Genomic DNA, 24,263 nt, shown 5'->3' with positions numbered 1-24,263 from the left:
TCCTCGCCCGTGGGTGGCGTCGACGGCGGGAGTTCCTGGCTCGCGAGCGGGATGCTCGCACACAGTGGCGGGACCGCGCCGGACTTGCACCGGCTTCCTCCGCTGAGGCCGTCAGCGGTGGTCGAGGCGGGCGCCCCGACCGAGCGGACTCTAGCAGCCACCTGCGCCCTCGCCGGGTGGCGGCCGGACCGGCGCCGGACCCACCCCCGGCCGCAGGGTTGTCACGCCGCGTCACTAGGCTCGAGGCCATGACCACGCCTGCCACCTTCGTCCCCCCGGTCCTCGAGCGTCACTCCGTCCCCGACAAGTGCCCGGGCGCCCTGCGGATGTTCCAGGCGTCGGACGGCAAGATCGCCCGGGTGCGCCTGGCGGGCAGCCCGCTGACGGCGGAGCAGGCCGAGGCGATCGGCGAGCTGGCAGACACGCTCGGTGACGGTCAGGTGCTCTTCACCACCCGCGCCAACGTGCAGCTGCGGGGCCTGGACGACGAGGGGTCGCAGACCTTCGCGACGCGGGTGGCTGAGCTCGGGCTCCTCCCCTCCACGACCCACGAGCGGACGCGCAACGTCGTCGTCAGCCCGCTGACCGGGCTCGGGGACGGGCACCCGGACGTCGTCCCGGTGGCCCGGGCGCTGGACGCCGCGATCCAGGCCTCCCCGGCGCTCGCCGGGCTGGCCGGCCGCTTCCTGGTCGGTCTGGACGACGGCGACGGCTTCCTCGCCGCCCTGCCCCTGGACCTCACCGCGCAGGTGCGCGGCGACGAGCTCGTCTGCGCCCTCGGCACCCACGAGGACGACCAGGTGTATGCCGTGGGAGCGCTCGCCGAGCCCGCGGCCGTCGCCGGGCTCCTGGCCCGGATCTGCGAGACCTGGCTGGAGGTCAAGGCCGCCCGCGGCGAGGAGGTCTGGAACATCGACGACCTGTCCGCGGCCGGGCGGGCCGAGCTGCACGAGCGGGTGGGCCGGCTGACCGACCGCGCCGAGGGCCGCGTCGAGCGCGCCACCCGTCAGCCCCGGCTCGCCGCCGTCGTCGCCGAGCAGGCCGACGGCACCGTGACCGTCGCGGCCAAGGCGCCGCTGGCGGCGATCGGCTCGCCGGGCTGGCGACTCGCCGCCGCCGTGGCCCGCGGCGCCGCCGACCAGATCCGGGTCACCCCCTGGCACGCGATCGTCGTCCCCGGCGTCGCGGCCGACCGGGCCCCCGAGGTGCTGACCGCCCTCGCCGAGGCGGGCTGGGCGGTCGACCCCGCGTCGCCGTGGCTGGACGTGCACGCCTGCACCGGCCTGCCGCAGTGCGCCCGTTCCCACGCCGACGTGCAGGAGCACGCCCGCGCCCTCGTCGACGCCCAGCACGGGGCCCTGGCCGGGCTGCCCGTGATGCTGTCCGGCTGCGGGCGGCAGTGCGGCCACCCCGCGACCCCGCACCACGCGTTCGTCGCGCAGGGGACCGAGGACTACTCCACCTTCCTGCACGACGGGTCGCACGAGCCCCAGGAGTCGCCCGTGCGTGAGATGGTCTCCCCCGGGCAGATCCACGCCCTGATCACCACCACCGGGAGCAACGCGTGACGCAGGACTACATCAAGGACGGCGCCGAGATCTATCGGCAGTCCTTCGCGACCATCCGCCGCGAGGCCGACCTGTCCGGGCTCCCCGACGACATCGCCTACGTCGCGGTCCGGATGATCCACGCGTGCGGGCAGATCGACCTGGTGCACGACCTGGCCTACTCCCCCGACGTGGTCCGCAAGGCCCGCTCCGCGCTGCAGGCCGGCGCACCGATCCTGTGCGACGCGCACATGGTCGCCTCCGGGGTCACCCGCACCCGCCTGCCCGCCGACAACGAGGTGATCTGCCTGCTGCGCGACGAGCGGGTCCCCGCCCTGGCCCGCAAGATCGGCAACACCCGCTCGGCCGCCGCTCTCGAGCTGTGGGGCGACCGGCTGGACGGTGCCGTCGTCGCCATCGGCAACGCCCCGACCGCCCTGTTCCACCTGCTGGACCTGCTGGAGCGGACCTCGGCGCGACCCGCCGCGGTCGTCGGCATACCGGTCGGCTTCATCGGCGCCGCCGAGTCCAAGGTCGCCCTGGCCGGCAACGCCCTGGGTCTGGACTACCTCGTGGTCCACGGGCGCCGCGGCGGCTCGGCCATCACCTGCGGCGCGCTCAACGCGATCGCCAGCGAGGTCGAGTGATGGCCGGCCGGCTGATCGGCGTCGGCCTGGGTCCCGGTGACCCGGAGCTGCTGACGCTCAAGGCGATCCGTGCGATAGAGGCGGCCGACGTGGTCGTCTACCACGCGGCCCGGCACGGGCGCTCCACCGCCCGCCGGATCGCGGACCCCTACCTGCGCGAGGGCGTGGTCGAGGAGCTGCTCGTCTATCCGGCGACCACCGAGGACGTCAGCGACTACGACGCGCAGCTGGAGGCCTTCTACGAGCAGTGCCGCGCCCGGCTCGCGGCCCACCTGGACGCCGGCCGCACGGTCGCCGTGATCTCCCTCGGCGACCCGCTGACCTACTCCTCCTACCAGCACCTGCACCAGCGGCTGGCCGGGTCGTACGACACGACGGTCGTCCCGGGCGTCACCTCGATCACGGCCGCCGCCGCGGTGGCCGGGGTTCCCCTGGTGGAGGACACCGAGCTGCTCACCGTCATCCCCGGCACCCTGTCGGCGGACGAGCTGGACGCCGCCATCGCGGGCACCGACACGGCGGTGATCATGAAGCTCGGCCGCACCTTCGCCGGGGTTCGCGCCGCCCTGGAGCGGTGCGGCCGCCTGGACGACGCGGTCTACGTCGAGCGGGCCACCATGGAGCGGGAGCGCCACCTGCCCGCGCGGGACGTGGACCCCGAGGAGGTGCCGTACTTCTCGGTCGTGCTGCTCCCCTCCCGGATGGGGCGGCGGCCCGCTCCCCTGCCCCCCGTCGGGGCGGACGTCCCGCTCGGCTCGGTGACCGTGGTCGGCACCGGCCCGGCCGGGGCCCCCTGGCAGACCCCCGAGGTGCGCGGGGTGCTGGCCGCCGCGACGGACCTGGTCGGCTACGTCACCTACGTCGACCGGGTGCCGGTGCGGCCCTGGCAGGTGCGCCACACCTCGGACAACAAGGTCGAGTCCGAACGGGCGGCCTTCGCCCTGGACCTGGCCCGGCGCGGTCGCCGCGTCGTCGTGGTCTCCTCCGGCGACCCCGGCGTCTTCGCGATGGCCACCGCCGTCCTAGAGGTCGCCAGCGAGGAGGGCTACCAGGACGTCCCGGTCCGCGTCTGCCCCGGTATGACGGCCGCTCACGCGGCGGCGGCCCGTGCCGGCGCCCCGCTCGGGCACGACTACGCCACCATCTCGTTGTCCGACCGGCTGAAGCCCTGGTCCGTCATCTCCGAGCGCGTGCGAGCCGCCCTGGCGGCCGACCTGGTCGTGGCGATCTACAATCCCGCGTCCCGATCGCGCCGCGACCAGGTGGTCCAGCTCAAGGAGCTCGCCCTGTCCCTGCGCCCGCCGTCCACGCCCGTCGTGGTGGCCCGGGACGTGGGCGGCCCCACCGAGCGGGTGCGCGTGATGCGGCTCGAGGACCTCCCGACGGACGAGGTCGACATGCGCACGCTGCTGCTCATCGGGTCTTCGCAGTCGCAGCTGGTGGTGCGCCATCCCGGCGGGGAGCCCCAGGTCGTGGCCTGGACCCCGCGCCGCTACCCCGACTGAGCGCCGGCGTCCCCGCCTCGGACCTGGCCGGGCGGAGACGTCGGCGGACCCGGGTGTCTGGTCGGGCCGCCCGAGTGGCGGGCCCGCTGAGAAGACACTGAAGGTCCGTGTCTCGTCGATCACCGGGGGTGTGCGCTCCCCCTCTTCCGGGGTAAAGATAGAGGGGCATGGCCAGCAGCGACCACGCACCCCGGCGGCCCGGTGTGTGGTCGCCCTGTCCGAGAGGCCCATCCATGCACGAGCAGTCCCCCGCCCCCCACCTGCACACCGACAGCACCGAGCAGGCCCACGACGCCTCGCCCTCGGGCCTCAGCCGCCGCACGGTGCTCCAGGCCTCGACCGTGGCCGGAGCCGCGGCCGCCGCCGTCGGTGTCGTGGCGGCCCAGCCCGCCGCCGCCCACGCCCCCGAGGCGGGTCAGGCCGCCACGACAGTCCCGTCCGCCGGGCTGCTGACCGGGGACAAGGTCAACGAGGGCGACCGTCTCACCACCGCCCAGGGAACCAGGCTCTCCAGCGACTCCGACACCTTGCGGGCCGGCGCCCGTGGTCCGGCGCTGCTGGAGGACTTCCACTTCCGCGAGAAGATCATGCACTTCGACCACGAGCGCACCCCCGAGCGCGTGGTCCACGCCCGCGGCGCAGGGGCCCACGGCACCTTCGTGCTCTCGAAGTCCCTCGCCCGCTTCACCACCGCCAAGGTGCTCACCGAAGTGGGCGCCAAGGTGCCCGTCTTCGTGCGCTTCTCCACCGTCAACGGCTCGCGCGGCTCGGCCGACGTCGTCCGCGACGCCCGTGGTTTCGCCACGAAGTTCTACACGTCCGAGGGCATCTGGGACCTCGTCGGAAACAACATCCCGGTGTTCTTCATTCAGGACGCGATCAAGTTCCCCGACCTGGTGCACTCCTTCAAGCCGCAGCCGGCCAAGGAGATGCCGCAGGGCGCGACCGCTCACGACAGCTTCTGGGACTTCGTGGGACTCAGCCCGGAGACCCTGCACATGGTCATGTGGGCGATGTCCGACCGGGCCATCCCGCGCAGCTACCGGATGATGGACGGTTTCGGTGTCCACACCTTCCGTCTCGTGGACGCCAAGGGCGTGGGCACCTTCGTGAAGTTCCACTGGAAGGCCAAGCTCGGCGTCCACTCGGTGGTCTGGGACGAGGCCGTGAAGATCAACGGCGCCGACCCCGACTTCCACCGCCGTGACCTGGCGGAGGCCATCGCGTCCGGCACGGGCCCGCAGTACGACCTGGCCGTCCAGCTGGTCGCGGAGAAGGACGTGGCCCGGCTCGGCGTGGACGTGCTGGACCCGACCAAGCTGTGGCCGGAGGAGGTCGCCCCCCTGCAGGTCGTGGGGACGATGACGCTCGACAAGAACCCGGACAACTTCTTCGCCGAGACCGACCAGGTCGCCTTCCACCCCGGCCACCTGGTGGCCGGCATCGACGTGACCGACGACCCGCTGCTGCAGGGCCGGATGTTCTCCTACCTGGACACCCAGCTCAACCGGTTCAACAGCGCCAACTTCTCCCAGCTGCCGATCAACCGGCCCCGGTCCTCGGTCAACACCTTCGAGCAGGACGGCTACATGCGGTTCGCCGCCCGCCCGGGCGACGTCAACTACAACCCCAACTCGCGCGGTGACGCGCCCAAGGTCTCCTCGGCGGCCGAGGGCGGCTTCGTGAGCTACCGCGAGCCGGTCTCCGGGGCCAAGGTGCGGGAGCGTCCTGCCTCCTTCAACGACTACTACACGCAGGCGCGGATGTTCTACATCAGCCTGACGGCGCCGGAGCAGCTGCACGTCGCCCAGGCCTTCGCCTTCGAGCTGTCCAAGGTCGAGGCCCAGCCGATCCGGGAGCGCATCCTGGGTCACCTGGCCCGCATCGACACCGGTCTGACCAAGGCCGTGGCGACCGCTCTGGGCCTGCCCGCGCCCGCTGGGCAGGTCGTCTCGGCCCGCCCGTCCCCGTCCCTGAGCCAGGAGCGCACCCCCAAGGCCGCGGCGACCCGCAAGGTCGCGATCCTCGTGGCCGACGGGGTGGACGGTGGCGACGTCGCGGCCATGGCCACGGCCCTCAAGGGTGCCGGCGCCACCGCCGTCGTCGTCGGCCCGCGTCTCGGCACGATCCGCGCTACCGGCGGCTCCGTGACGGCCACGCAGACCTTCACCTCGACCGCACCGGTGCTCTACGACGCGGTCTACGTGGCCTCCGGCAAGGAGAGCGTCACCACGATCACGGCGCTGGGTGCGGCGAAGGCCTACGTGCTGCAGGCCTTCAAGCACTTCAAGACCGTCGGCGGCAGCGGGGACGCCAAGGCCTTCGTGACGTCCCTGGTGGGCGCGCAGACAGCCCCGGGACTGGTCCTCGGTGACGGGGCCGGCGCCATCGCCTCGGCCTTCGTCGCCGGGCTGACCCAGGACCGTCACTGGGACCGCAAGGGCACCGAGGCGATCGCCTGAGGACCGTCTCCGCGACCCCGTGACCGCGGGGGTCACGAGCACCTCGGCTCGTGGCCCCCGCCGTCCGTGCCCGGCGGAGCGACCGGAGGGACCGGCCCGTCGTCCGCCGGCGGCACGGTCAGCAGCTCGACCTACGGTGGGTCCTGATCCACCTGATCGAGGAGTGCGCCCGCCACCTGGGGCACCTGGACCTGCTCCGTGAGGCGGTCGACAGCCGGACCGGCTGCTGAGGACAGGGCGGGCGTATGACGAACCACGACGCGCCCCGTCCCTCGACGTGGCCCGGACGGGCGAGGCCGCGGCGCGGGAGGGGCACCAGATCACCGGCGTCGTGGCGCCCTTCGTCGAGGCGGACCTGGCGCCAGGCCCGTCGACCTGGTGGGCGCGATGTCTTCCGGGGCCGGCGCGGGACCCACCAGGGCCCAGGCCGCAGAGCTGCTCAGCGGGGCGGCAGGTCGTCCCGGCGGCGGACGTCGTGGACCACGGCGGCGCGCGTGCCGTCGGGCAGCACCACCGCGAAGGGTCGACCGTCCTCCAGCGGGGTGACCCACAGCTGGTCGCCGAAGGACACCCCCCGTGGCAGCTGGCCGGGCAGCCAGACCCGCCCGTCCTCGTCCCGCAGGATCCTCTTGCCCGAGGGCACGAGCTGCTGGTACGTCACGAGGACGAGCTGATCGAGGGGCACACCGCGCAGCCTGCGCCGTCGCGGCAGCACCTCGAACCACGCGGCCAGGCCCAGACCCACCAGACCGAGCCCGACGAGCAGCGCGACGACGAGGTAGGTCTCACGCTGGCCCCGGGTCAGGTCGGCCACGGCACGGGAGATGACGAAACCGCCCCAGGCAGCCCACAGCAGGTCGGCTCCCCGGCGGGCGCGCGGCGGCCGGCGCCGCAGCACCTCCAACGCCTGCTCCCGGGTCGGTGTGGCCATGGTCAGCGCTGCTCCAGCGGCTTGGTGAACGGGAAGGCCAGCGTGGAGCGGATGTTGGTGCCGGTCAGCATCATCACCAGGCGGTCCACGCCGATCCCCAGACCGCCGGTGGGCGGCATGGCGTGCTCCAGCGCGGTGAGGAAGCCCTCGTCGATCTCCATCGCCTCCGGGTCTCCCGCCGCCGCCTTGAAGGACTGGTCGGTGAGGCGCCGGCGCTGGTCGACCGGGTCCACCAGCTCGCTGTAGGCCGTCCCGATCTCCGCCCCGAAGGCCACCAGGTCCCATCGCTCGGACAGGGTCGGGTCGCTGCGGTGGGTGCGGGTCAGCGGGGAGGTCTCCAGCGGGAAGTCGGTGTAGAAGGTCGGGAAGGTCGTCTGCCGCTCGACCAGCTCGTCGTACAGCTCCACGACCAGCTCTCCCGTCGTCATGGCCGAGGTGACGTGGATGCCGTGCTGCCGGGCCACCTCGACGACCTCGTCCCGGGACGACCCCGAGGTGAGGGTGACGCCGGCGGCGCGGGACACGGCCTCGTGCACGGTGATCACCGGCCAGGGACCGTCGAGCCGGACCTGCTCGCTGCCGCCGTCCGCGGTGGGCCGCACGGCGACCGGCTCCCCGTGGACGGCCACCGCGACCTCGATGATCAGCTCGCGGGTCAGCTCCCGCATGGTGCTGTAGTCCCCGTGCGCGGCGTAGGCCTCGACGGAGGTGAACTCGGGGTTGTGCGTCGCGTCGGCGCCTTCGTTGCGGAAGTTGCGGTTGAGCTCGAAGATCCGGTCCAGCCCGCCGACGCACAGGTGCTTGAGGAAGAGCTCCGGCGCGATGCGCAGGTAGAGGTCGGCGTCGTAGGCGTTGATGTGGGTCCGGAAGGGCCGGGCGCTCGCCCCGCCGTGCACCGCCTGCAGCATGGGGGTCTCGACCTCCATGTAGCCGCGCTGGGTGAACGCGTGCCGGATGGCGGCGACCGCCCGGGAGCGGGCGTGCATCATCCACGACGCCTCGGGGTTGACGATCAGGTCCAGGTAGCGCTGGCGCATCCGCGCCTCGGGGTTGGTGAAGCTGCCCGGCCGGGTCGGGATCGGCCGCAGGCACTTGGCGGCCATCATCCACCGGGTGACGAGCAGGGAGGGCTCCCCGCGCAGGCTGCGACCGGGTATGCCGGTGAGGGACACGTGGTCGCCCACGTCGACGGCCCGGCGCCACAGCGCCAGCTGCCCGGTGTCGACGCGGGAGCGCTCCAGCACGCCCTGCAACCTCGTGCCGCGCTCCTCGATCTCGCAGAACACCACGCCACCGTGGTCGCGCAGCGCCCGCACCCGCCCGGTCACGGAGAGCTCTCGGGGTGCGGCCGGGTCGGCCTGCCGTGAGGCGTCCTGCTCGACCGGCCCGGTGCCCTCGGCGGCGGCCCTCGCGTCGGCGAGCTCGCAGGTCCGCGGCACCCGGACGGGGTATCCCTCCATGCCGGCGTCGGCGAGCCGGGCCAGCTTGGCGAGTCGCACCTGCTGCTGCTCGCCGATCCGCCGGTCGGGGCGCTTGGGGGCGAGCAGGGCGGCGTCCTGCTCGCTCACCAGGTCGGCGAAGGGGCGGGGCTCGGCGCCGTCCAGGCTGACCAGGTCCTCCCCCGTGCGGGTCACGGCCACCGCCCGGCCGGGCAGGAAGCCCTCGGCCACGCCGGCGGCCAGACCGATCTGCGGCAGGACCGCCGCGGTCTGGAAGCAGACGAACCGTGGCTCCCAGCGCGGGAGGTACTTCGCGTTGGCCAGGTAGAGCGACTCCAGCTGCCAGTAGCGGCTGGCGACCGTGAGGAGGCGGTCGGCGAGCCGCACCCCGACACCGGCGCCGACCTTGTCCGCGCCGGTGAAGACGCTGCGGAACATCGCGAAGTTCAGCGAGACGTGCCGGATGCCGAGCTCGGGGGCGGCCTCCACGAGCGCGCTCACCATGGCCTCGTTGACGCCGTTGACGGCGCGCGGGGCACGGCGCATCACGTCGAGGGAGAGCCCCCGGGTCCCCCACGGCACGAAGGACTGCAGGGCGACCAGGTGCCCGTCGGCGTCGCGCACGAGCACGGCGACGTTGCGTCCGTCGCTGCGGTCCCCGAGCCGGTTGAGCGCCATCGAGAAGCCCCGGTCGGGCTCGTCGCCGCGCCACTCGTCCGCGAGCCGGACCACCTCGGCGAGGACCTCGGGCGCGAGGTCCCGGTGCCGTTCGACGGTGATCGTGCAGCCGGCGTCGCGGACCCGGGCGACGGCTCGCTTCACCGGGCGCATCAGGCGCCCCTCGAGCGTGTAGGACTCCACGTCGATGACGGCCTCGTCGCCGAGCGGGCGCGCGCGCAGACCGGCGGCGACGTACGCCGTCGCCCCCGCCTCCGACGCGGACAGGACACCGGGGTGCCAGGCGTGGTCCCGGGCCACGTCCAGCCAGGCCTCGACGGCCCGCGGCCAGGCCTCGACCGGCCCCACGGGGTCGCCGGACGCCAGGCACACCGGGCCGATCACGCGGTAGGTCACGGCCGCCGAGCCGTCCTGCGCGAACACCACGGACTTGTCCCGCCGGGTGCTGAAGTAGCCCAGGGAGTCCGCGTCGCCGCCGCGCGCCAGCAGGGCGCGCACCCGCAGCTCGTCGTCGGCCGTCATCAGGGAGGCCTGACGCGCGCCGTTGAGGAATCGCCAGATCGCGAGCAGCAGGACGGCTGCCGCGAAGATCCCGGCGAGGGTGGCCAGGGTGTGGCTGCCGTGGTGGTTCGTGGGTTCCAGCCCGATCGGCAGGGAGAAGCCCAGCGTCCGGCGCAGCGACCACCACAGTCGCTCGGCGCCGGTGGCCAGGTTGCCGGGGGTCACCCAGGTGAGGCAGAACACCGTGAGCACCACCACGGACAGCCCGCCCACCAGGGTGACCAGGCCGGTCTGCAGCGCGCCCGGCCGCGTGTGCGCGGGGAAGGCCCGCCGGGCCCGCCAGAACAGCGTGATCAGGACCACGCTGATGACGGCCCCGGCCACGGTGTCGGCCATGGCGATCGAGGTGGGGACGTCACCCCACAGGCCGTGACCCGGGATCCGGTCCTCCAGGTGCTGGCTGAGGACGACCACGCTCGTGGCGTAGGCCGCGATGCCGACCGTCTCGACCGCCAGCACCAGTCCCCAGGCGATCCGCAGGCCCCGCCGCAGCGCCTCGCCGACGATGGCCAGCAGCGCGGCGATGAACAGGTTGGGCGCGACCGGCACCCCGACCAGACCGAAGACCTCGTCCACGACCCGCGGCCAGGTGGTTCGGGGCAGGACCAGGGAGATGGCCGACCAGACCGCACCGCAGGTGACGACGTCCCCGGCGATGCGGGGCAGCCGGCTGGTGCGGGCGAGGTCGGAAGGCATGGTTCGGGTGCTCATGCAGCTCTCTGGTCAGCAGGTCCGTGGTCGAGCTCGGAGGTGAGGGCGGCCGGCTCCCCTCACGCCCGAACCTCCCCAGCCAAGCACTCCCGGCTTGGCGCGGGCTGAAGGACGGCCAGAGCGGCACCCGACGCGACGAGCACGAGGATAGCGAGTGAGCGGTTGAGGGCGAGCTCGCCCGGACCGTTCATCACCTCCGTCAGGCCCAGCCACACCGCCACCGTGCCTCCGGCGACCAGGCCCGCGGCCGCGACCCACCCCACCCGGCGCCCGTCCAGGGCAGCCACCACGACCGCCAGGACGGCCGCCGGGAAGACGTACCGCTCGTGGCAGCGCGTGGCCAGCAGGTGCCAGCCGGCCAGACAGCTCGCGCCGACCGCCAGCGGCAGCGTGATGCCCGGCAGTCGGCCTCGGGCCCGCAGGCCCAGCCCCCAGCTCACCAGGCACCACAGTCCGACACCCACCAGGCTCCAGGCGCGCGCCGGGACGCCGAGCACCAGCTGGGCGTCGCTGCCGCTGGGGCTGGGGAGCCACATCCAGACGTTGATCGCCCCAAGGGTCCCGGCGTCGAACTCCCCTGCCGCCGAGGACAACCGGTCCACCACCGACCACCGGGTGCCCACCCGGACCAGGCCGACCCCGAAGAAGACCCCCAGCAACGACACCGTCGAGGCACCCACCAGGGCGCACCCCACCAGCCCGGCCAGCGAGCGCAGCGGCCCGCCACGGACGCAGCGCCACAGGACCAGGGGCAGGACGACCAGGGCCAGCGGAGGCTTGATCAGCGTCGCCCAGGCCAGCAGGGCGACACCACCGGCCTGGGGCGCGCGTCGGGACCTGTCGAGCAGCAGCGCACCGGCCAGGACCAGGGCGAGGGAGACGGAGTCCCACTGGCCCCACCAGGAGCTTACGAGGAGCGGCAGCGGTATGCCGAGGAGCACGACGGACGTCCACCAGCCTGCCCGGGGTCCGTGCCGGCGGGCGACGAGCGCGCCGCCCGCCGCCGCCACGCCGAGGTCACCGAGGATGGCGACCATCTTGATCGCGACGCCGTAGCCCCACGACGGGATCACCCCGCCCGCCCCCGCCCAGGCGCTCGCGAGGAGGCCATGGAGGACGAGGTCGCCCGGCAGGTGGTCGCCGGACCTGGCCCGGTCGTAGAACTGCAGCCAGTCCCCGCGCGCCAGCAGCCGCCCCCGGTCCTGGAAGCACCACATGTCGAAACCGTGACCGGGCAGCCGGGCCGCGAGGAGCACCCGCAGCCCCATCAGGGCGAGCGCCGCCGCGGCGGCCGGCATCACCACCGGCACACCCCGCCCCCCGCCCTCGGGGGTGTCCCGCCCCCGGTCGCAGGGCGGCCTCTCGCCCTGCGACCGGGCCGCGGCCGGTGAGGTGGTGCGCGTCGGGTGCAGGTCGAGCGTGGTCATGGGTCCCCCGTCCCTCGGGCGCCGGCTCCCCCGAGCCGCGCCCACCTCAACATACTGAGTATTGATCCGCTGTCCAACAGATTTCACGGTGTTTTGTCGATCTCTCCGGATGATCTGCAGACGCATTCACCACCGCGCGCAGTTCCGCCGGTCGTGGTCCGACCACGTCAGTGCCGCGCCAGGACGCGCTCCAGCGCCGCCCGCCACCGTGGGAGCAGGTCCACCGTGTCGGGCGGCGCAGACCTCAGGGCGAGCTCCATCTGGAAGCGCTCCGCCGCAGCAGCCTCGCGCCGCACCTCGGGCAGCCTGCTGCAGACGACGTCCCGCACCGCGACGGCCCGCTCCCGCGCCGCGGCCTGGGTCAGCTGGGCGGTTGATCGCGGGACGAGCTCGTTGTCCGAGGAGGTTCCGGCATCCCTGCGCAGGCTCCCGGCAAGCCACTGGGGCAGCGACGTCCGCGGATCCGGGTGCGTTCCCGCGGGTGCCACGGCCGGGTCGGCCAGCATGCACCTGCGCCAGGAGAGGGCGCCGACCTGAGCGTGGGGGCCGTGATCCTTGCCGCGGAGCACGCGATAGCCCATGGCCTCGCTCAGGCGGGTGTACAGCTGATCCTCCAGCTCCCGGCCGACGGCTGCGTCCTCGCCCCAGACCTCGTCCCTTGCCTGCTGGGCACAGCCCGGTCGCTGGGGAACACGATCCGCGAGCAAGCTCATCCCTGCTCGGCGCAGCCGAGTGCTCCACGACGTCTCGCCCGGACTCCTGGCCGCCGAGTAGCCCACGAGGTAGTCGGACGGGACCTTGACGAATCTCTCCTGTCGTCGGCGCTCCGTCACGAGCCCGTAGCCGAGCCGTCTCGCCTGGGCAGGGTCACGCGCGCCGGAGAGCGCGCTCTCCGGCGACAGCTCGGCCAGTGCGGACCACTGGACGTAGATCGGAAATCCCCGGGCCGCCATACATCTCGCCTCCTCCTCCTGCTGCAGCTGCTCCAGCCGGGGTCGCATGTGCTCGATCGCGCGCAGGTCGGTGATCGCCTGCTGGACCCGCGCCGGGGTGACCGCCGGGGGTGCCCCGGTGAGCCGGGGGCCCGCGACCACGACGCCGGCGGTCAGCCCGGCTGCCGCTGCCACGGAGGCCGCGACGGCGAGCGGTCGCCGCAGCCGCGCGCGCCGCGGCAGCTCCTCGACGCCCCACTCCTGGTCGAGGTCGGCCTCGGGGCCGAGGAGGGCGGGGTGGACGAGGCGCGTGGCCTCCGGGGGCAGGCTGTCGGCGGCGTCGCGCAGGTCGGTGCGCAGCTGCTGCTCGAGGAGATCAGTCATCGCGACTCTCCTTGCTGGACGAGGCGGTTCAGGGTGGCCAGGCCGCGGGAGGCGGAGGCCTTGACGGTGCCGGGGTGCACGCCGAGAGTCTCGGCGATCTCGCGCTCGGGCAGGTCGAGCCAGTAGCGCAGGACGAGCACCTCGCGCTGCCGGTCGGGCAGTCGGAGCAGCAGCGGCCACAGCGAGCTGCGTTCGGCGACCTGGCCGCTCGGATCACCTCCCACCGCGCGCAGCGCGTCGGTCTGCAGCGTGGGTGCGTGCCGGCGCTCGGTCTGTCGGCGCCGCAGCTGGTCGCGGGAGCGATTGACGACGCTGGCCCGGGTGTAGGCCAGGGCCTGCCCGTAGCCGTCGAAGCGCCGCCAGCGGCCGTAGACCCCGGTCAGGGCGTCCTGCGCGCAGTCCCGGGCGGCCTCCGCGTCGCCGAGGAGGAGATAGGCGAGGCGCACCAGCCCGTCGGACTGCTCGGCGAAGAAGTCCGCGAAGTCCGGAGGTCCGGTGGCACGACCGGTGGCTCCGGCGTCGGCGGCCTCGTGGGTCGCCAGGTCGGTGATCACATCCCTACGGACGGGGTGGGCGCCGAGTCGGTTGACAGGTCACCGGGACCGATCCGGACGGATCGCGGCGAGCAGCACCATGTCCGCCCTCCTGCCGTCGATCTCCTGGTGGCTGCGCAGCAGCCCCTCCCGCGCGAAGCCCGCGGCCGTGGCCGTGCGCAGGGACGCGGCGTTGTCGGGCTCGACGTAGAGCTCCACCCGGTGGACCGGCGCGATCGTCCACGCGAAGGCGGTGAGTGCGCGCAGCGCCTTCCCGGCATACCCCTGCCTGCGCGCCGACGGGGCGATCGCATAGCCCGCGGTGCACCGACCCTGCCCGAGCCCCGCGGTCCACAACCCGATCTGACCGACCGCCTCGTCGTCCGCGGCCCGGGCCACGCAGAAGGACCACCCGCGCCCGGTGGCGGGTCGGGTCAGCTGCCGCTGCACGAAGCGCAGCGCGTCCAGCTGGGTGGCGTCGCGCGGGAGCGTGGTCGTCGCGGCCACATAGGGATCGGTCGCGAGGTCGCGCAGCATCGGCACGTCGCGCGGGGCGAACCGGCGCAGCACCACGTCCTGCGCCCGCGGCGGGTCCTGCGGCCACGGCAGGGGCAGCTCGAGGTCCACGGCCTCACCCCTGCGGCGCGGGGAATCTCGTGTCGAGCCAGCCGATCAGGTCGGCGACGACCTCGTCGCGGTTGGTCTCGTTGAAGATCTCGTGCCGGGCCTGGGGATAGAGGATCACCCTCACGTCGCGCACACCGGCCTCGGTGTAGCGCTCGGCGACCTCGCGCACGCCCTTGCCGTTGCCCCCGACCGGGTCCGCGTCCCCGGCGAGCAGCAGCACGGGCAGGTCGGGTCGGACGTGGGCGATCCGGCGCGGGTCGTTGAGGGCGGGCATGGCGCCGAGCAGGTCGGTGAAGAAGCTCGTGGTGAAGACCGCCCCGCACGCAGGGTCCGCGACGTAGGCGTCCACGGCGGCGGCATCGCGGCTGAGCCAGTCCGACGTGGTCCGCGTGGGCGCGAAGGCCCTGTTGTGGCCCGCGAAGGTCAGCCGGTCCATCAGCCTGCTGCGGTGGCGCGGGCCACGGATCGCCTTCTCCGCCCGCGCGATCCGCAGCCCCACCCGCCCCAGCAGGCCCGGGTCCCCGGCGGTGCCGGACAGGACCAGCCCGTCGACCTCGGCGGAGGCGTCGAGCACCAGCGTGCGGGCCAGCAGGGATCCCATCGAGTGCCCGAGGAGTATGACGGGAAGCCCCTCGTGGGTCGCCCGGGCCCGGGCGACGACGGCTCGCAGGTCCTGCACGACGCTCCCCCACCCGTCGTGGTCACCGAGGTAGCCGTGCTCCTCGACGGCTGTGGTCAGCCCGTGCCCACGGTGGTCGGGCGCGAGGACGGCCCAGCCCGCCTCGACCAACTCGGACGCCAGCCGGTCGTAGCGCGCCGCGTGCTCGGCCATCCCGTGGGCGACGACGACCGTGCCTCGGGGACGCCGCCCCTGCGGCGCCCACTCGTGCAGGGTCACCGGGAGGCCGTCGTGGGTGGTCAGGGTGCTGCGGGTCGCGGGCATGGCGCTCTCCTCGGTGGGGTCCGGCCCACCCTAGGACTCGGGGTCGGCAGGCGCAGGCCAGGCTCCCACGGCTGCGCCGCTCGCGACGGTCAGGTGGCGCACCACGGGACGCTCGCCGGGGAGGACGGCGTAGCACCGTCGCCCGGGCTTGCCGGGAGTCACCCACACGGTGTCACCGGCCTGCGCCCACCGGCCGGGCCAGGCTCGCCAGCCCTGCCAGCAGAGCACGCCGTCGCGGTCGACGAGTCGGGGCGGCCGGAGCCACCCCGGCGCCGACCGGTCGGTCCGCCCGGCGGCCGCCACGCCCGCCACCAGTCGGGTCGTCCGGCCGCGGAGCCGGTGGCGGGCCAGCACCTCGTGGGCCGCCCACAGGAGGAAGAACACGCTGGTCGCGACGAAGACGATCCGTTCCGTCCGCCGGTCCGGCGCACCGCTCCAACCGGCCGCGAGGTGTCAGGCATGGGCCGGGCACACGACCGCCCAGAAGATCAGCTGACCGAGCGCGCCCCAGTCCCGGTGGCGCCGCAGCAGCGTGAGCGCCTCGTCGTGGCTGAGCCGGTGACCGCTCATGCCTCCACCTCCCCGGGGACGAGACCGTGCTTGGCATAGGCCACCTCGTCGACCACGCCCGGCACGAGCACGAAGGCTCCGCGTCCCTGCGTCGGCCGCCCGAGCCAGACCCGGGCGCCCGGGACGGCGTACGGCCGGCGCCAGCGCGCCCGGCAGGTCGTCCCGTCCGGGAGGGCCAGGGTGCGGGTGCCGTCGTCGGCGACCGCGGCGACCGTGGCCGGCACCGCCTCGGGGACCGACCGGGCGGCCCGGGCCCGGTCGGCGTGCCACCGCCAGCCCCCGCAGAGCGTGGCCACCGTCACGACGATCCACGCCGCCGGCAGCGGGACGTCGCCCGGCGCGCCGTGCGTGCGCAGCAGGCTTCCCAGCGCCAGGGGGACGGTGCCGCCGCAGAGCCCGTTGAGCACCCGGAGCAGGACCGTGCCGTTGGGCTCGGCGCCGAGGACCCGCACCAGCGCCGTGGCCGAGATGGGGTCCAGGGGCGGGTCGTCGTCCCGGCCCCGGACCGGAGTGGCGGGCCGGAGCGCGTAGCGCAGGCGACCGGTTCCGTCGGCCGGGAGCGTCAGGTAGGACTCCCCGGGGGCGAGCGGGGTCGCCCACACCCGGCTGCCCGCCGCCCCGAGCCGGCCGCTGGTCGACAGCCAGCGGCGCCCCTGCTCGTCCCGCAGCGAGGCCCTGCCGTCCCGCGGCTCGCGGACGACGGTGAGCAGGGACAGGTCGGCGGCGCCGGCGATCGCGCGGGCCCGCTTGCGGCGGGTCCCGGGGGCGACGCACGCGAGGCCGAGGGCAAGGTAGGCCGTGATCCACGGCCACGCCGGCGCAGGCCCGGGGTTCCGGGCATCGAGGCCGCGCATGGTCAGGGCTGCGCCGATCGTCAGAGCGACCGAGGCGGCTGCCCCGAGCCACCAGCCGCGCATGCCCTGCCGCCGGACGATCTCCTGGGCCTGCTCCCGGGTGACGGCGCTCACCGCGCGTCCAGCCAGGCGAGCGCGGCCTCGGGGGTCCCCACCTCGGGGACGTCGGGCACCGCGGGGCGGTCGACCATCACGACGGGCAGCCGCAGCCGGCGGGCGGCCTCGAGCTTGGCGACGGTGGCGTCCCCGCCGCTGTCCTTGGTGACGACCACGTCGAGGGCGTGCTCGCGGATCAGCGCCAGCTCGTCGGCGACCGTGAACGGCCCCTTGGCGAGCACCAGCTCGGCATACGGCGGGAGCACGTCGGGCGGGTCCACGGCCCGCACCAGGCAGAAGGTGTCTCGCAGCCCGCAGAACTCGCCCACCTCCTGTCGCCCGGTCGTCAGGAAGATCCGCCGCCCCAGCGCCGCAGCCACGTGGGCGGCCTCGGCCAGGGTGGGGACGCGGTGCCAGTCGTCGCCGGGCTGCTCGGTCCATCCGGGACGGCGCAGCGCGACCACGGGGACCCCGGTGGCGGCGCCGGCTGCGGCGGCGTGATGGCTCATCCGGGCGGCGAAGGGGTGCGTCGCGTCGACCACCACGTCGACGTCGTTCTCACGCAGGTGGCGGGCCAGCCCGTCGACCCCACCGAAGCCGCCGACCCGCACCGCCACGGCGGGCAGGCGTGGTGCGGAGGTCACCCCTGCGAGGGAGTAGGTCACGGCATGCGCCTCAGGTCGCTGCGCCAGCAACCCGGCCAGCCGACGGGCCTCGACGGTCCCGCCGAGGAGCAACACTCGGGTGGTCACCGAGCCATCCCATCACAGTGGGATGATGCTCCTCATGGCGGAGGTCACCGGAGGTCGCGAGGGCCAGCTCGAGCACACCGGGCTGCGGCCCGGATGGACCACGGGGGCCTGCGCGACCGCGGCGACGGCGGCGGCGTATGCCGCTCTGCGCCATGGCGAGTTCCCGGACCCGGTCGTCATCACCTTGCCCAAGGGCCGCACTCCGGCGTTCGCGCTGACCGCCCACGACCGGGGCGACGGCTGGGCGCAGGCGGCGGTGACCAAGGACGCGGGCGACGACCCGGACGTGACCCACGGCGCGGTGGTGCGGTCCCGTGTCAGCGCGGGCGAGCCCGGCTCGGGGGTGACCTTCGTCGGGGGCCACGGCGTCGGGCGGGTGACGCTGCCCGGTCTGCCGCTCGCGGTGGGCGAGCCCGCCATCAACCCCGTCCCCCGCCGGATGATGCGCGACGCGCTGCGCCGGGTCGGCGACGTGCCCGAGGGCGCCCCCGACCCCGACGTGGTGGTGGAGATCAGCGTCGACCAGGGCACGGAGATGGCCCGGCACACGTGGAATCCCCGCATCGGGATCCTCGACGGACTGTCGATCCTCGGCACCACCGGAGTGGTGGTGCCCTACTCCTGCTCGGCGTGGATCGACTCGATCCGCCGCGGCATCGACGTCTCCGAGGCGCTCGGCCTGGAGCACGTCGCCGGCTGCACCGGGTCCACGAGCGAGCGGGTGGTGTCCGAGCTGTACGACCTGCCGACCCCGGCCCTGCTCGACATGGGTGACTTCGTCGGGGCCGTGCTGAAGTACCTGAAGCAGCATCCCCGGCCCCGGCTCACCATCTGCGGCGGCTTCGCCAAGATCTCCAAGCTCGCCAACGGACACCTGGACCTGCACTCAGGTCGTTCTCAGGTGGACAAGGCGCATCTCGCCTCGCTGGCCGCCTCCGTCGGGGCCGAGGACCACCCGGGCCTGGTCGACCGGTTGTTGCAGGTCAACACCGGCCTGGAGGCGCTCACGCTGTGCCAGGAGGCGGGAGTTCCCCTGGGCGACGCCGTGGCTCAGGCCGCCCGGGACGTCGCGCTCGGTGTCGTCGATACGGCTCCGGTGGCGATCGAGGTCCTGTGCATCGACCGATCTGGCACCATCGTGGGCAAGGCCTGAGGAGGCCCGCCCTACGCCATCAGCATGAGCCCTCGTCCCAGGTGGGTGGTGTCCGACGGTGACTCTTCGCGCTCACCCAGGTTTCCCCCTGCCCCAGGAGTCCCTCGTGTTCCGTGCTCGTGCGACCGCGACCGTCCTCGCGGCCTTCGCCGCCCTCGGCGCCGCCACCGCCCCCGCCGGGGCGGCCCCCGGCCCCGCCGACCGTCTCGGCGTCACCCCGCAGCCGACCACCTCACCTGCGGTGAGCCTGACTGCACCCACCCGCGTCATGCCCGTCGGCGACTCGCTGACCGACCAGGGCTACCGCATCGGCTACCGCGGCTGGATGCTGCACCTGTTCTCGGTCAACCGGCGCCCCGTGGACCTCGTGGGGTCGGTCGCCCAGCCGGGCTGGTACTACCGCGACAACCAGCACGAGGGACACCCGGGCTGGCGGCTGGATCAGCTCACCCCCCGCGCCTACACCTCGGTGCGGTACTACCGCCCCGACGTCGTTGTCCTGCTCGCCGGCAGCAACGACCTGGAGCAGGGCCACGGCGCCGCCACCGCCACCACCCGGATGAACACCCTGCTAGACACCATCGCCGGGGCCAAGCCCGGCACCCGCGTCGTCGTCAACACCCTGCCCCCGGACACCTGGGCCCCCGCCGACCAGATCACGGCCTTCAACCGCGCCCTGCCCGGGGTCGTCGCCCGCCAGCAGCGGCTGCGCCGACCGGTGGTGCTCTCCGACGTCGCGGGCGTCATCACCACCGCCGAGACCCTCGACGGGTGTCACCCCGACGACGTGGGAGGCCGCAAGCTCGGCGAGGCGATCGGCAAGAACGTCCTGCCCTACCTGCACCGCTGACCGCCGCCGTGCCCCCTCGGGCCGGTCCCCGCGAGGGACCGGCCCGATCGAGCATCAGGGCGTGGCCCGTGCGCGGCTCAGGCGATGGGCGGCGGCAGCACGCAGTCGTGGCGGTCGCGCTCGCCGGAGTACAGGTGCGAGTCACGGAACTCCGATGCCGCGAGCACCTGGCCCACCAGGATCAGCGCGGTGCGCCGCAGCCCGTGGGTTCGCACCGCGTCACCGAGCTCGCCGAGGGGGCCGCGCCAGACGACCTGCTCCGGGCGGGAGGCCATCGCCACCACCGCGGCGGGGCAGTCCCGCCCGTAGTGCGGCGCCAGCTCCTCGACCACCTCGTCGGCGAGGTGGGTCGCCAGGTGCAGGCACAGCAGCGCCCGGGAGCGGCCTAGGTTGGCGATCGTCTCGTGCTCCGGCATCGCGGACGCGTTGCGGGACAGCCGGGTCAGGATGATCGTCTGCCCCACGGTGGGCACGGTGAGCTCGCGGCCGAGGGCGGCGGCCGCCGCCGCGAAGGCCGGCACCCCCGGCACCATGGCGTAGTCGATCCCCGCGGCCTCGAGCCGCCGCACCTGCTCGGCCACCGCGGAGAACACCGACAGGTCGCCCGACTGGAGCCGGGCCACGTCCTGCGCCGCGTCGTGGGCGGTCTGGATCTCGGCCATGATCTGGTCCAGGTCCAGGTGGGCCGTATCCACCAGCCGCGCCTCGGGGTCGCACTCGGCGAGCAGCTCGTCAGGGACCAGGGCCCCGGCGTACAGCACGACCTGGCACCGCTGCAGCAGCCGCAGCCCGCGCACGGTGATCAGGTCGGGGGCGCCGGGCCCGGCGCCGATGAAGTGGACGGTCACGAGGGCAGCTCCTCCGGTCGGACGACGCACCACTGGGTGACGGGGCGGGCGGGCTTCCACGAGGTGAAGCCGCCGACCGCGTCCGCGTGGCTGGTCTCGAGGCGGGTGAGCGACCCGCCGTACGTGCGAAACATGCTGAACAGCAAGGACTCCGAGTCGAGCGTCACGGTGTTGGCGACCAGCCGCCCGCCCGGGCGCAGCGCCTGCAGCACGGTCGGCACCAGGTCGTTGGCGGTCAGCCCACCACCGACGAACACCGCGTCCGGACGCGGCAGCCCGGCCAGGTCCTCCGGGGCCCGGCCGTGGACGACCCGCAGCCCGGGCACCCCGAGCCGGGCGGCGTTGCGCTCGATCCGGGCCACGCGGTCGCCGCGGGGCTCGATCGCGATCGCCCGGCAGGTGCGGTGGGCGCGCATCCACTCGATGCCGATGCTGCCCGATCCCCCGCCGACGTCCCACAGCAGCTCGCCCGGCAGCGGCCGCAGCGCCGCCAGCGTGGCGGCCCGCACGTGCTGCTTGGTGATCTGCCCGTCGGTGTCGTAGGCCGTCTCCGGCAGACCGGGCACCAGCCCGACCGGCGTGGGCTCCTCGGCGAGGCACTCGACGGCGACGACGTTGAGCGCCGGGGCGGGCTCCTCCTGCCAGCTCCCCGCAACGCCCTCGACCACCTGCTCCTGCGGCCCACCGAGGTCCGAGAGCACCCACATCAGGCTGCGGCCCAGGCCGTGCTCGTCCAGCAGCCGGGCCACACCGGCCGGGGTGAGACCGTCGCGCGACAGCACCAGCAGCCGCCGCCCGGGGTGGGCCACCAGGGCGAGGGTCTCCAGGGGGCGACCGACGGCGGACACCACGTCGACGTCCTCCAGGCCCCAGCCCATCCGGGCGCAGGCCAGGGACAGCGAGGACGGCGCACCGATGACCTCGACCCGGTCCCGGCCGAGCTCCTCGGCGAGGGTCCGGCCGATGCCGAAGTGCATGGGGTCGCCGCTGGCGAGCACCACCACCGGCCGATCGGGGTCGCAGTCCCCGACCAGCGGGCGCAGACCCTCGCGCAGCGGCACCGGCAGCGGCCGCACGTCGGCCTGGTGCCGCCCCGCCACCAGCGAGGTCTGGCGCTCGCTGCCGACGATCGTGCCGGCGCCGGCGACGGCCTCCCGGGCCCGGTCGCCGAGCCCCGCCCAACCGTCCGCGCCGATTCCGACGACGGTCACCTGCCGGGTCACAGTCCGATCAGCTCTCGCAGCGCACGCGTGTCCAGGTGCTCCTCGACCGCGTCGGCGAGCCGGTCGAGCATGGTCGCCCGCTGCTCGGCGAAGGACACCGCCTGCCCGTCGACGGCCCAGCCCGGACGGGTGCGCCCGGCCACCACCTGCAGGAAGGCCCGACGGAAGGCGTCGCTCTCGAAGGCGCCGTGCCAGGTGGTGCCCCAGACGGCGCCGCGGTGCCAGCCGTCCAGGAAGGGGGTCGTCTCGGCGTACCGATGATCCGTCGGGTCGTCGACCCGCTCGCTCACGCCGTGATGGATGAGGTATGCCGTGACGGGGTGGCCGTGCCACTCGCCGGTGGGGGTGCCCAGGTGCTTGTCGCGCTCGAAGGTCACCCGCGTCGGCAGCAACCCCAGCCCCGCCACGCGGCCGTCGCCGACGCCCGCCCCCCCGACACCCAGCCCCTCGACGCCCTCGGGGTCGAGGATCTGCTCGGCGAGCATCTGGTAGCCGCCGCAGATGCCCAGCACCGGTCGTCCGGCCTCGGCCCGCCGCACCACCGCGTCGGCGAGCCCGCGCTCGCGCAGCCAGGCCAGGTCGCTGCGGGTGGCCCGCGAGCCGGGCAGCACGGCCAGGTCGGCGGACTCGACCGCGACCGGGTCGGTGGTGATCTCGACGTGCACGCCGGGCTCCAGCGCCAGCGCGTCCACGTCGGTGGCGTTGCTCACCCGCGGGAGACGGACGACCGCCACCCGCAAGGGGTCTTGCGTGCTCCGGACGCCCCGGGCACCGCGCGCCGACCACCCGGAGATGGCCAGGGCATCCTCGGAGTCCAGCCACACGTCCTGCAGGTAGGGCAGCACGCCCAGCACGGGCCGGCCCCCGGTGCGCTCCTCCAGCATCCGCAGGCCCGGCTCGAGCAGGCCCAGGTCGCCGCGGAACTTGTTGACGATCCAGGCCTTGACGCAGTCCTGGTCCTCGGGGTCGAGGATCCCGAGCGTGCCGTAGAACGCTGCGAGCACCCCGCCCCGGTCGATGTCGCCGACCACGACGACGGGCAGGTCGACGGCCCGCGCGAGCCCCAGGTTGACGTAGTCGCCGGGCCGCAGGTTGATCTCGGCCGGGGAGCCGGCGCCCTCGGCGATGACGACGTCGTGGCGGGACCGCAGGTCACCGAAGGCCTCGAAGGCCGCCTCGGCCAGCGCCCGACGGCCGGTCGCCCACTCCCCCGCCTGCAGCTCGCCCCACGGCTGCCCCATCAGGACGACGTGGCTGCGGCGGTCCGAGCCGGGCTTGAGCAGCACGGGGTTCATCGCCGCCTCGGGGGTGACGCCGCAGGCCAGGGCCTGGACCCACTGGGCCCGCCCGATCTCGGCGCCGTCGGGGCAGACCATCGAGTTGTTGGACATGTTCTGCGCCTTGAACGGCGCGACCCGCACGCCCTGGCGCGCGAGCCAGCGACAGATACCGGCGGTGACGAGCGACTTGCCGGCGTCCGAGGTGGTGCCGGCGACGAGCAGGCCCTGGGTCATGCGCCTCTCCTCGAGGTCGTGGCGGGGCGGTGCGGGGCGGGTAGGCCGCCGCTACGCGGTGACGACGGGGCGCGACGTGGTGACGACAGGCCGCGCCGTCGCAGCGGCGGAGTGCCGGGCCGGGAGCGCTCGGCGACGGCGGCCGCGAGGGACGCCACCATCAGCGTGACCGCACCGATCGCGCGGGACAGCCGCACGGCGCGGGCGAGGTCGGCCGACACGACCGGGCGGCCGCGTCCGAGCACGCCGCGGTCCTCCACCTCCCCGTCGTAGCTGTTGGCTCCGCCCAGCCGCACCCCGAGCGCTCCGGCGAAGGTCGCCTCGACGGGTCCGGCGTTGGGGCTCGGGTGATGCGGTGCGTCCTCGCGCCAGGCGCGCAGGCACTCGCGGGGGTCACCCCCGTGCCGGGACGCCAGCGCCGTGGCGGCGGCCGCGCACGCCCGCGCCGGGGCGAGGTTGGCCAGGTCGTCGAGCCGCGCCGCCGCCCAGCCGAACTCGCGGTAGCGGTCGTTGCGGTAGCCCACCATCGCGTCGAGCGTGTTGCCGGCGCGGTACCCCAGGAGACCGGGCAGCCCGGCGACCGCGCCCCACAGCAGCGGAGCGACGACGGCATCGGCGGTGTTCTCGCCCAGCGACTCGGTGGCCGCGCGCGCCAGCTCGTCCGGCCCGAGGCCGTCCGCCGAGCGGGAGCACAGGTGGGACAGCCGAGCCCGGGCCCGAGGCAGGTCACCGGCTTCGAGCAGCCGGGCCATCTGCTCGCCCTCGCGGGCCAGGCTGGTGCCGCCCAGGACGGTCCAGGTGGCGACCGCCGTCGCGGCGCACCGGGCGGCGGGGCGATGGCGCAGGCTCCGCTCGGCGAGGGCGGACAGGACCACGACCGGCCCCACCAGGGCGGTCACGTGCCCGACGCCGGCGAGGCGGGTGGGTCGGTAGGTCACCCGCTCGAGCCGGGAGGCCGCCTGCCCGAAGGCCGCCACCGGATGACCGCGGCGGGGATCCCCGAGCGCCGCGTCGAGCAGCCAGCCGAGCACCAGCCCGGTCGCGCGCGGTCCCGCGTCCCTCAGCAACGTCACCGG

General features: G+C 74.5%; 21 protein-coding genes and 1 riboswitch. Of the genes, 7 read left to right on the top strand and 14 right to left on the bottom strand.

Features of this window, described 5'->3' with window-relative positions; translation table 11 throughout:
- Window positions 1-29 precede the first annotated feature (29 nt).
- A riboswitch (cobalamin riboswitch) is annotated at window positions 30-100 on the bottom strand.
- A gap of 148 nt (window positions 101-248) precedes the next feature.
- From ACK2IS_RS07595 to ACK2IS_RS07575, 5 genes are all read left to right on the top strand, one after another.
- Window positions 249-1,568, top strand: coding sequence for a hypothetical protein (locus ACK2IS_RS07595; RefSeq protein WP_409485534.1), 1,320 nt, complete (start codon window positions 249-251; stop codon window positions 1,566-1,568).
- Window positions 1,565-2,194, top strand: coding sequence for a precorrin-8X methylmutase (locus ACK2IS_RS07590; protein WP_409485533.1), 630 nt, complete (start codon window positions 1,565-1,567; stop codon window positions 2,192-2,194). The genes ACK2IS_RS07595 and ACK2IS_RS07590 overlap by 4 nt, the downstream gene beginning before the upstream one ends.
- A complete protein-coding gene (gene cobJ / locus ACK2IS_RS07585; protein WP_409485532.1) occupies window positions 2,194-3,699 on the top strand; it encodes a precorrin-3B C(17)-methyltransferase in 1,506 nt (501 codons plus the stop codon). Before ACK2IS_RS07590 ends, cobJ begins: the two co-directional genes overlap by 1 nt.
- Before the next feature lie 233 nt (window positions 3,700-3,932).
- A complete protein-coding gene (locus ACK2IS_RS07580) occupies window positions 3,933-6,161 on the top strand; it encodes a catalase (RefSeq protein ID WP_409485531.1) in 2,229 nt (742 codons plus the stop codon).
- 50 nt (window positions 6,162-6,211) lie between these two features.
- Window positions 6,212-6,391: a DUF664 domain-containing protein gene (locus tag ACK2IS_RS07575; RefSeq protein WP_409485530.1), complete on the top strand. Its 180-nt coding sequence runs from the start codon at window positions 6,212-6,214 to the stop codon at window positions 6,389-6,391.
- A 209-nt stretch (window positions 6,392-6,600) separates the two neighbouring features.
- Here ACK2IS_RS07575 and ACK2IS_RS07570 read toward each other — a convergent pair whose 3' ends face one another.
- From ACK2IS_RS07570 to ACK2IS_RS07525, 10 genes are all read right to left on the bottom strand, one after another.
- On the bottom strand, window positions 6,601-7,092 hold the full coding sequence (locus ACK2IS_RS07570; RefSeq protein ID WP_409485529.1) for a hypothetical protein: 492 nt from the start codon (window positions 7,090-7,092) through the stop codon (window positions 6,601-6,603).
- A 2-nt stretch (window positions 7,093-7,094) separates the two neighbouring features.
- A complete protein-coding gene (gene lysX / locus ACK2IS_RS07565) occupies window positions 7,095-10,466 on the bottom strand; it encodes a bifunctional lysylphosphatidylglycerol synthetase/lysine--tRNA ligase LysX (RefSeq protein WP_409485528.1) in 3,372 nt (1,123 codons plus the stop codon).
- A 74-nt stretch (window positions 10,467-10,540) separates the two neighbouring features.
- Window positions 10,541-11,908, bottom strand: a complete 1,368-nt coding sequence (locus tag ACK2IS_RS07560; RefSeq protein WP_409485527.1) for a hypothetical protein — start codon at window positions 11,906-11,908, stop codon at window positions 10,541-10,543.
- Window positions 11,909-12,075: 167 nt separating this feature from the next.
- Window positions 12,076-13,224 carry a hypothetical protein gene (locus ACK2IS_RS07555; protein ID WP_409485526.1) on the bottom strand — a complete coding sequence of 383 codons (1,149 nt, stop codon included), beginning with the start codon at window positions 13,222-13,224 and terminating at the stop codon, window positions 12,076-12,078.
- On the bottom strand, window positions 13,221-13,778 hold the full coding sequence (locus ACK2IS_RS07550) for a SigE family RNA polymerase sigma factor (RefSeq protein ID WP_409485525.1): 558 nt from the start codon (window positions 13,776-13,778) through the stop codon (window positions 13,221-13,223). The genes ACK2IS_RS07555 and ACK2IS_RS07550 overlap by 4 nt, the downstream gene beginning before the upstream one ends.
- 39 nt (window positions 13,779-13,817) lie before the next feature.
- Window positions 13,818-14,384, bottom strand: a complete 567-nt coding sequence (locus ACK2IS_RS07545) for a GNAT family N-acetyltransferase (RefSeq protein ID WP_409485524.1) — start codon at window positions 14,382-14,384, stop codon at window positions 13,818-13,820.
- Between the two features lie 4 nt (window positions 14,385-14,388).
- Window positions 14,389-15,327: an alpha/beta fold hydrolase gene (locus ACK2IS_RS07540; protein ID WP_409485523.1), complete on the bottom strand. Its 939-nt coding sequence runs from the start codon at window positions 15,325-15,327 to the stop codon at window positions 14,389-14,391.
- Between the two features lie 30 nt (window positions 15,328-15,357).
- Window positions 15,358-15,711 (bottom strand): hypothetical protein, encoded by a 354-nt coding sequence (locus ACK2IS_RS07535; protein ID WP_409485522.1) that lies wholly within the window; start codon window positions 15,709-15,711, stop codon window positions 15,358-15,360.
- Between the two features lie 182 nt (window positions 15,712-15,893).
- Complete coding sequence (locus tag ACK2IS_RS07530) at window positions 15,894-16,865, bottom strand: hypothetical protein (RefSeq protein ID WP_409485521.1); 972 nt, start codon at window positions 16,863-16,865, stop codon at window positions 15,894-15,896.
- Complete coding sequence (locus ACK2IS_RS07525) at window positions 16,862-17,599, bottom strand: cobalt-precorrin-6A reductase (RefSeq protein WP_409485520.1); 738 nt, start codon at window positions 17,597-17,599, stop codon at window positions 16,862-16,864. The genes ACK2IS_RS07530 and ACK2IS_RS07525 overlap by 4 nt, the downstream gene beginning before the upstream one ends.
- A 34-nt stretch (window positions 17,600-17,633) precedes the next feature.
- On the opposite strand from ACK2IS_RS07525, the gene ACK2IS_RS07520 reads away from it, so the two are divergent.
- Together ACK2IS_RS07520 and ACK2IS_RS07515 are read left to right on the top strand one after the other, a co-directional pair.
- Complete coding sequence (locus tag ACK2IS_RS07520) at window positions 17,634-18,752, top strand: cobalt-precorrin-5B (C(1))-methyltransferase (RefSeq protein ID WP_409485519.1); 1,119 nt, start codon at window positions 17,634-17,636, stop codon at window positions 18,750-18,752.
- 106 nt (window positions 18,753-18,858) lie between these two features.
- Window positions 18,859-19,602: an SGNH/GDSL hydrolase family protein gene (locus ACK2IS_RS07515; protein WP_409485518.1), complete on the top strand. Its 744-nt coding sequence runs from the start codon at window positions 18,859-18,861 to the stop codon at window positions 19,600-19,602.
- A gap of 77 nt (window positions 19,603-19,679) precedes the next feature.
- On the opposite strand, the gene cobM is transcribed toward ACK2IS_RS07515, so the two are convergent.
- From cobM to ACK2IS_RS07495, 4 genes are read right to left on the bottom strand one after another with little or no spacing between them, the layout of a single operon-like run.
- A complete protein-coding gene (gene cobM / locus ACK2IS_RS07510) occupies window positions 19,680-20,450 on the bottom strand; it encodes a precorrin-4 C(11)-methyltransferase (RefSeq protein ID WP_409485517.1) in 771 nt (256 codons plus the stop codon).
- Window positions 20,447-21,661 carry a precorrin-6y C5,15-methyltransferase (decarboxylating) subunit CbiE gene (gene cbiE / locus ACK2IS_RS07505; protein ID WP_409485516.1) on the bottom strand — a complete coding sequence of 405 codons (1,215 nt, stop codon included), beginning with the start codon at window positions 21,659-21,661 and terminating at the stop codon, window positions 20,447-20,449. Before cbiE ends, cobM begins: the two co-directional genes overlap by 4 nt.
- An 8-nt stretch (window positions 21,662-21,669) precedes the next feature.
- On the bottom strand, window positions 21,670-23,187 hold the full coding sequence (locus tag ACK2IS_RS07500; RefSeq protein ID WP_409485515.1) for a cobyric acid synthase: 1,518 nt from the start codon (window positions 23,185-23,187) through the stop codon (window positions 21,670-21,672).
- A complete protein-coding gene (locus ACK2IS_RS07495) occupies window positions 23,184-24,260 on the bottom strand; it encodes a cobalamin biosynthesis protein (RefSeq protein ID WP_409485514.1) in 1,077 nt (358 codons plus the stop codon). Before ACK2IS_RS07495 ends, ACK2IS_RS07500 begins: the two co-directional genes overlap by 4 nt.
- Between the last annotated feature and the right edge of the window lie 3 nt (window positions 24,261-24,263).

It is taken from the genome of Arsenicicoccus dermatophilus, from assembly GCF_046267915.1.
Classification (GTDB): Bacteria; Actinomycetota; Actinomycetes; order Actinomycetales; family Dermatophilaceae; genus Arsenicicoccus; species Arsenicicoccus dermatophilus_A.
Note: the sequence above shows the minus strand (reverse complement) of the source record. Positions and strands in the feature narration are given on the sequence as shown.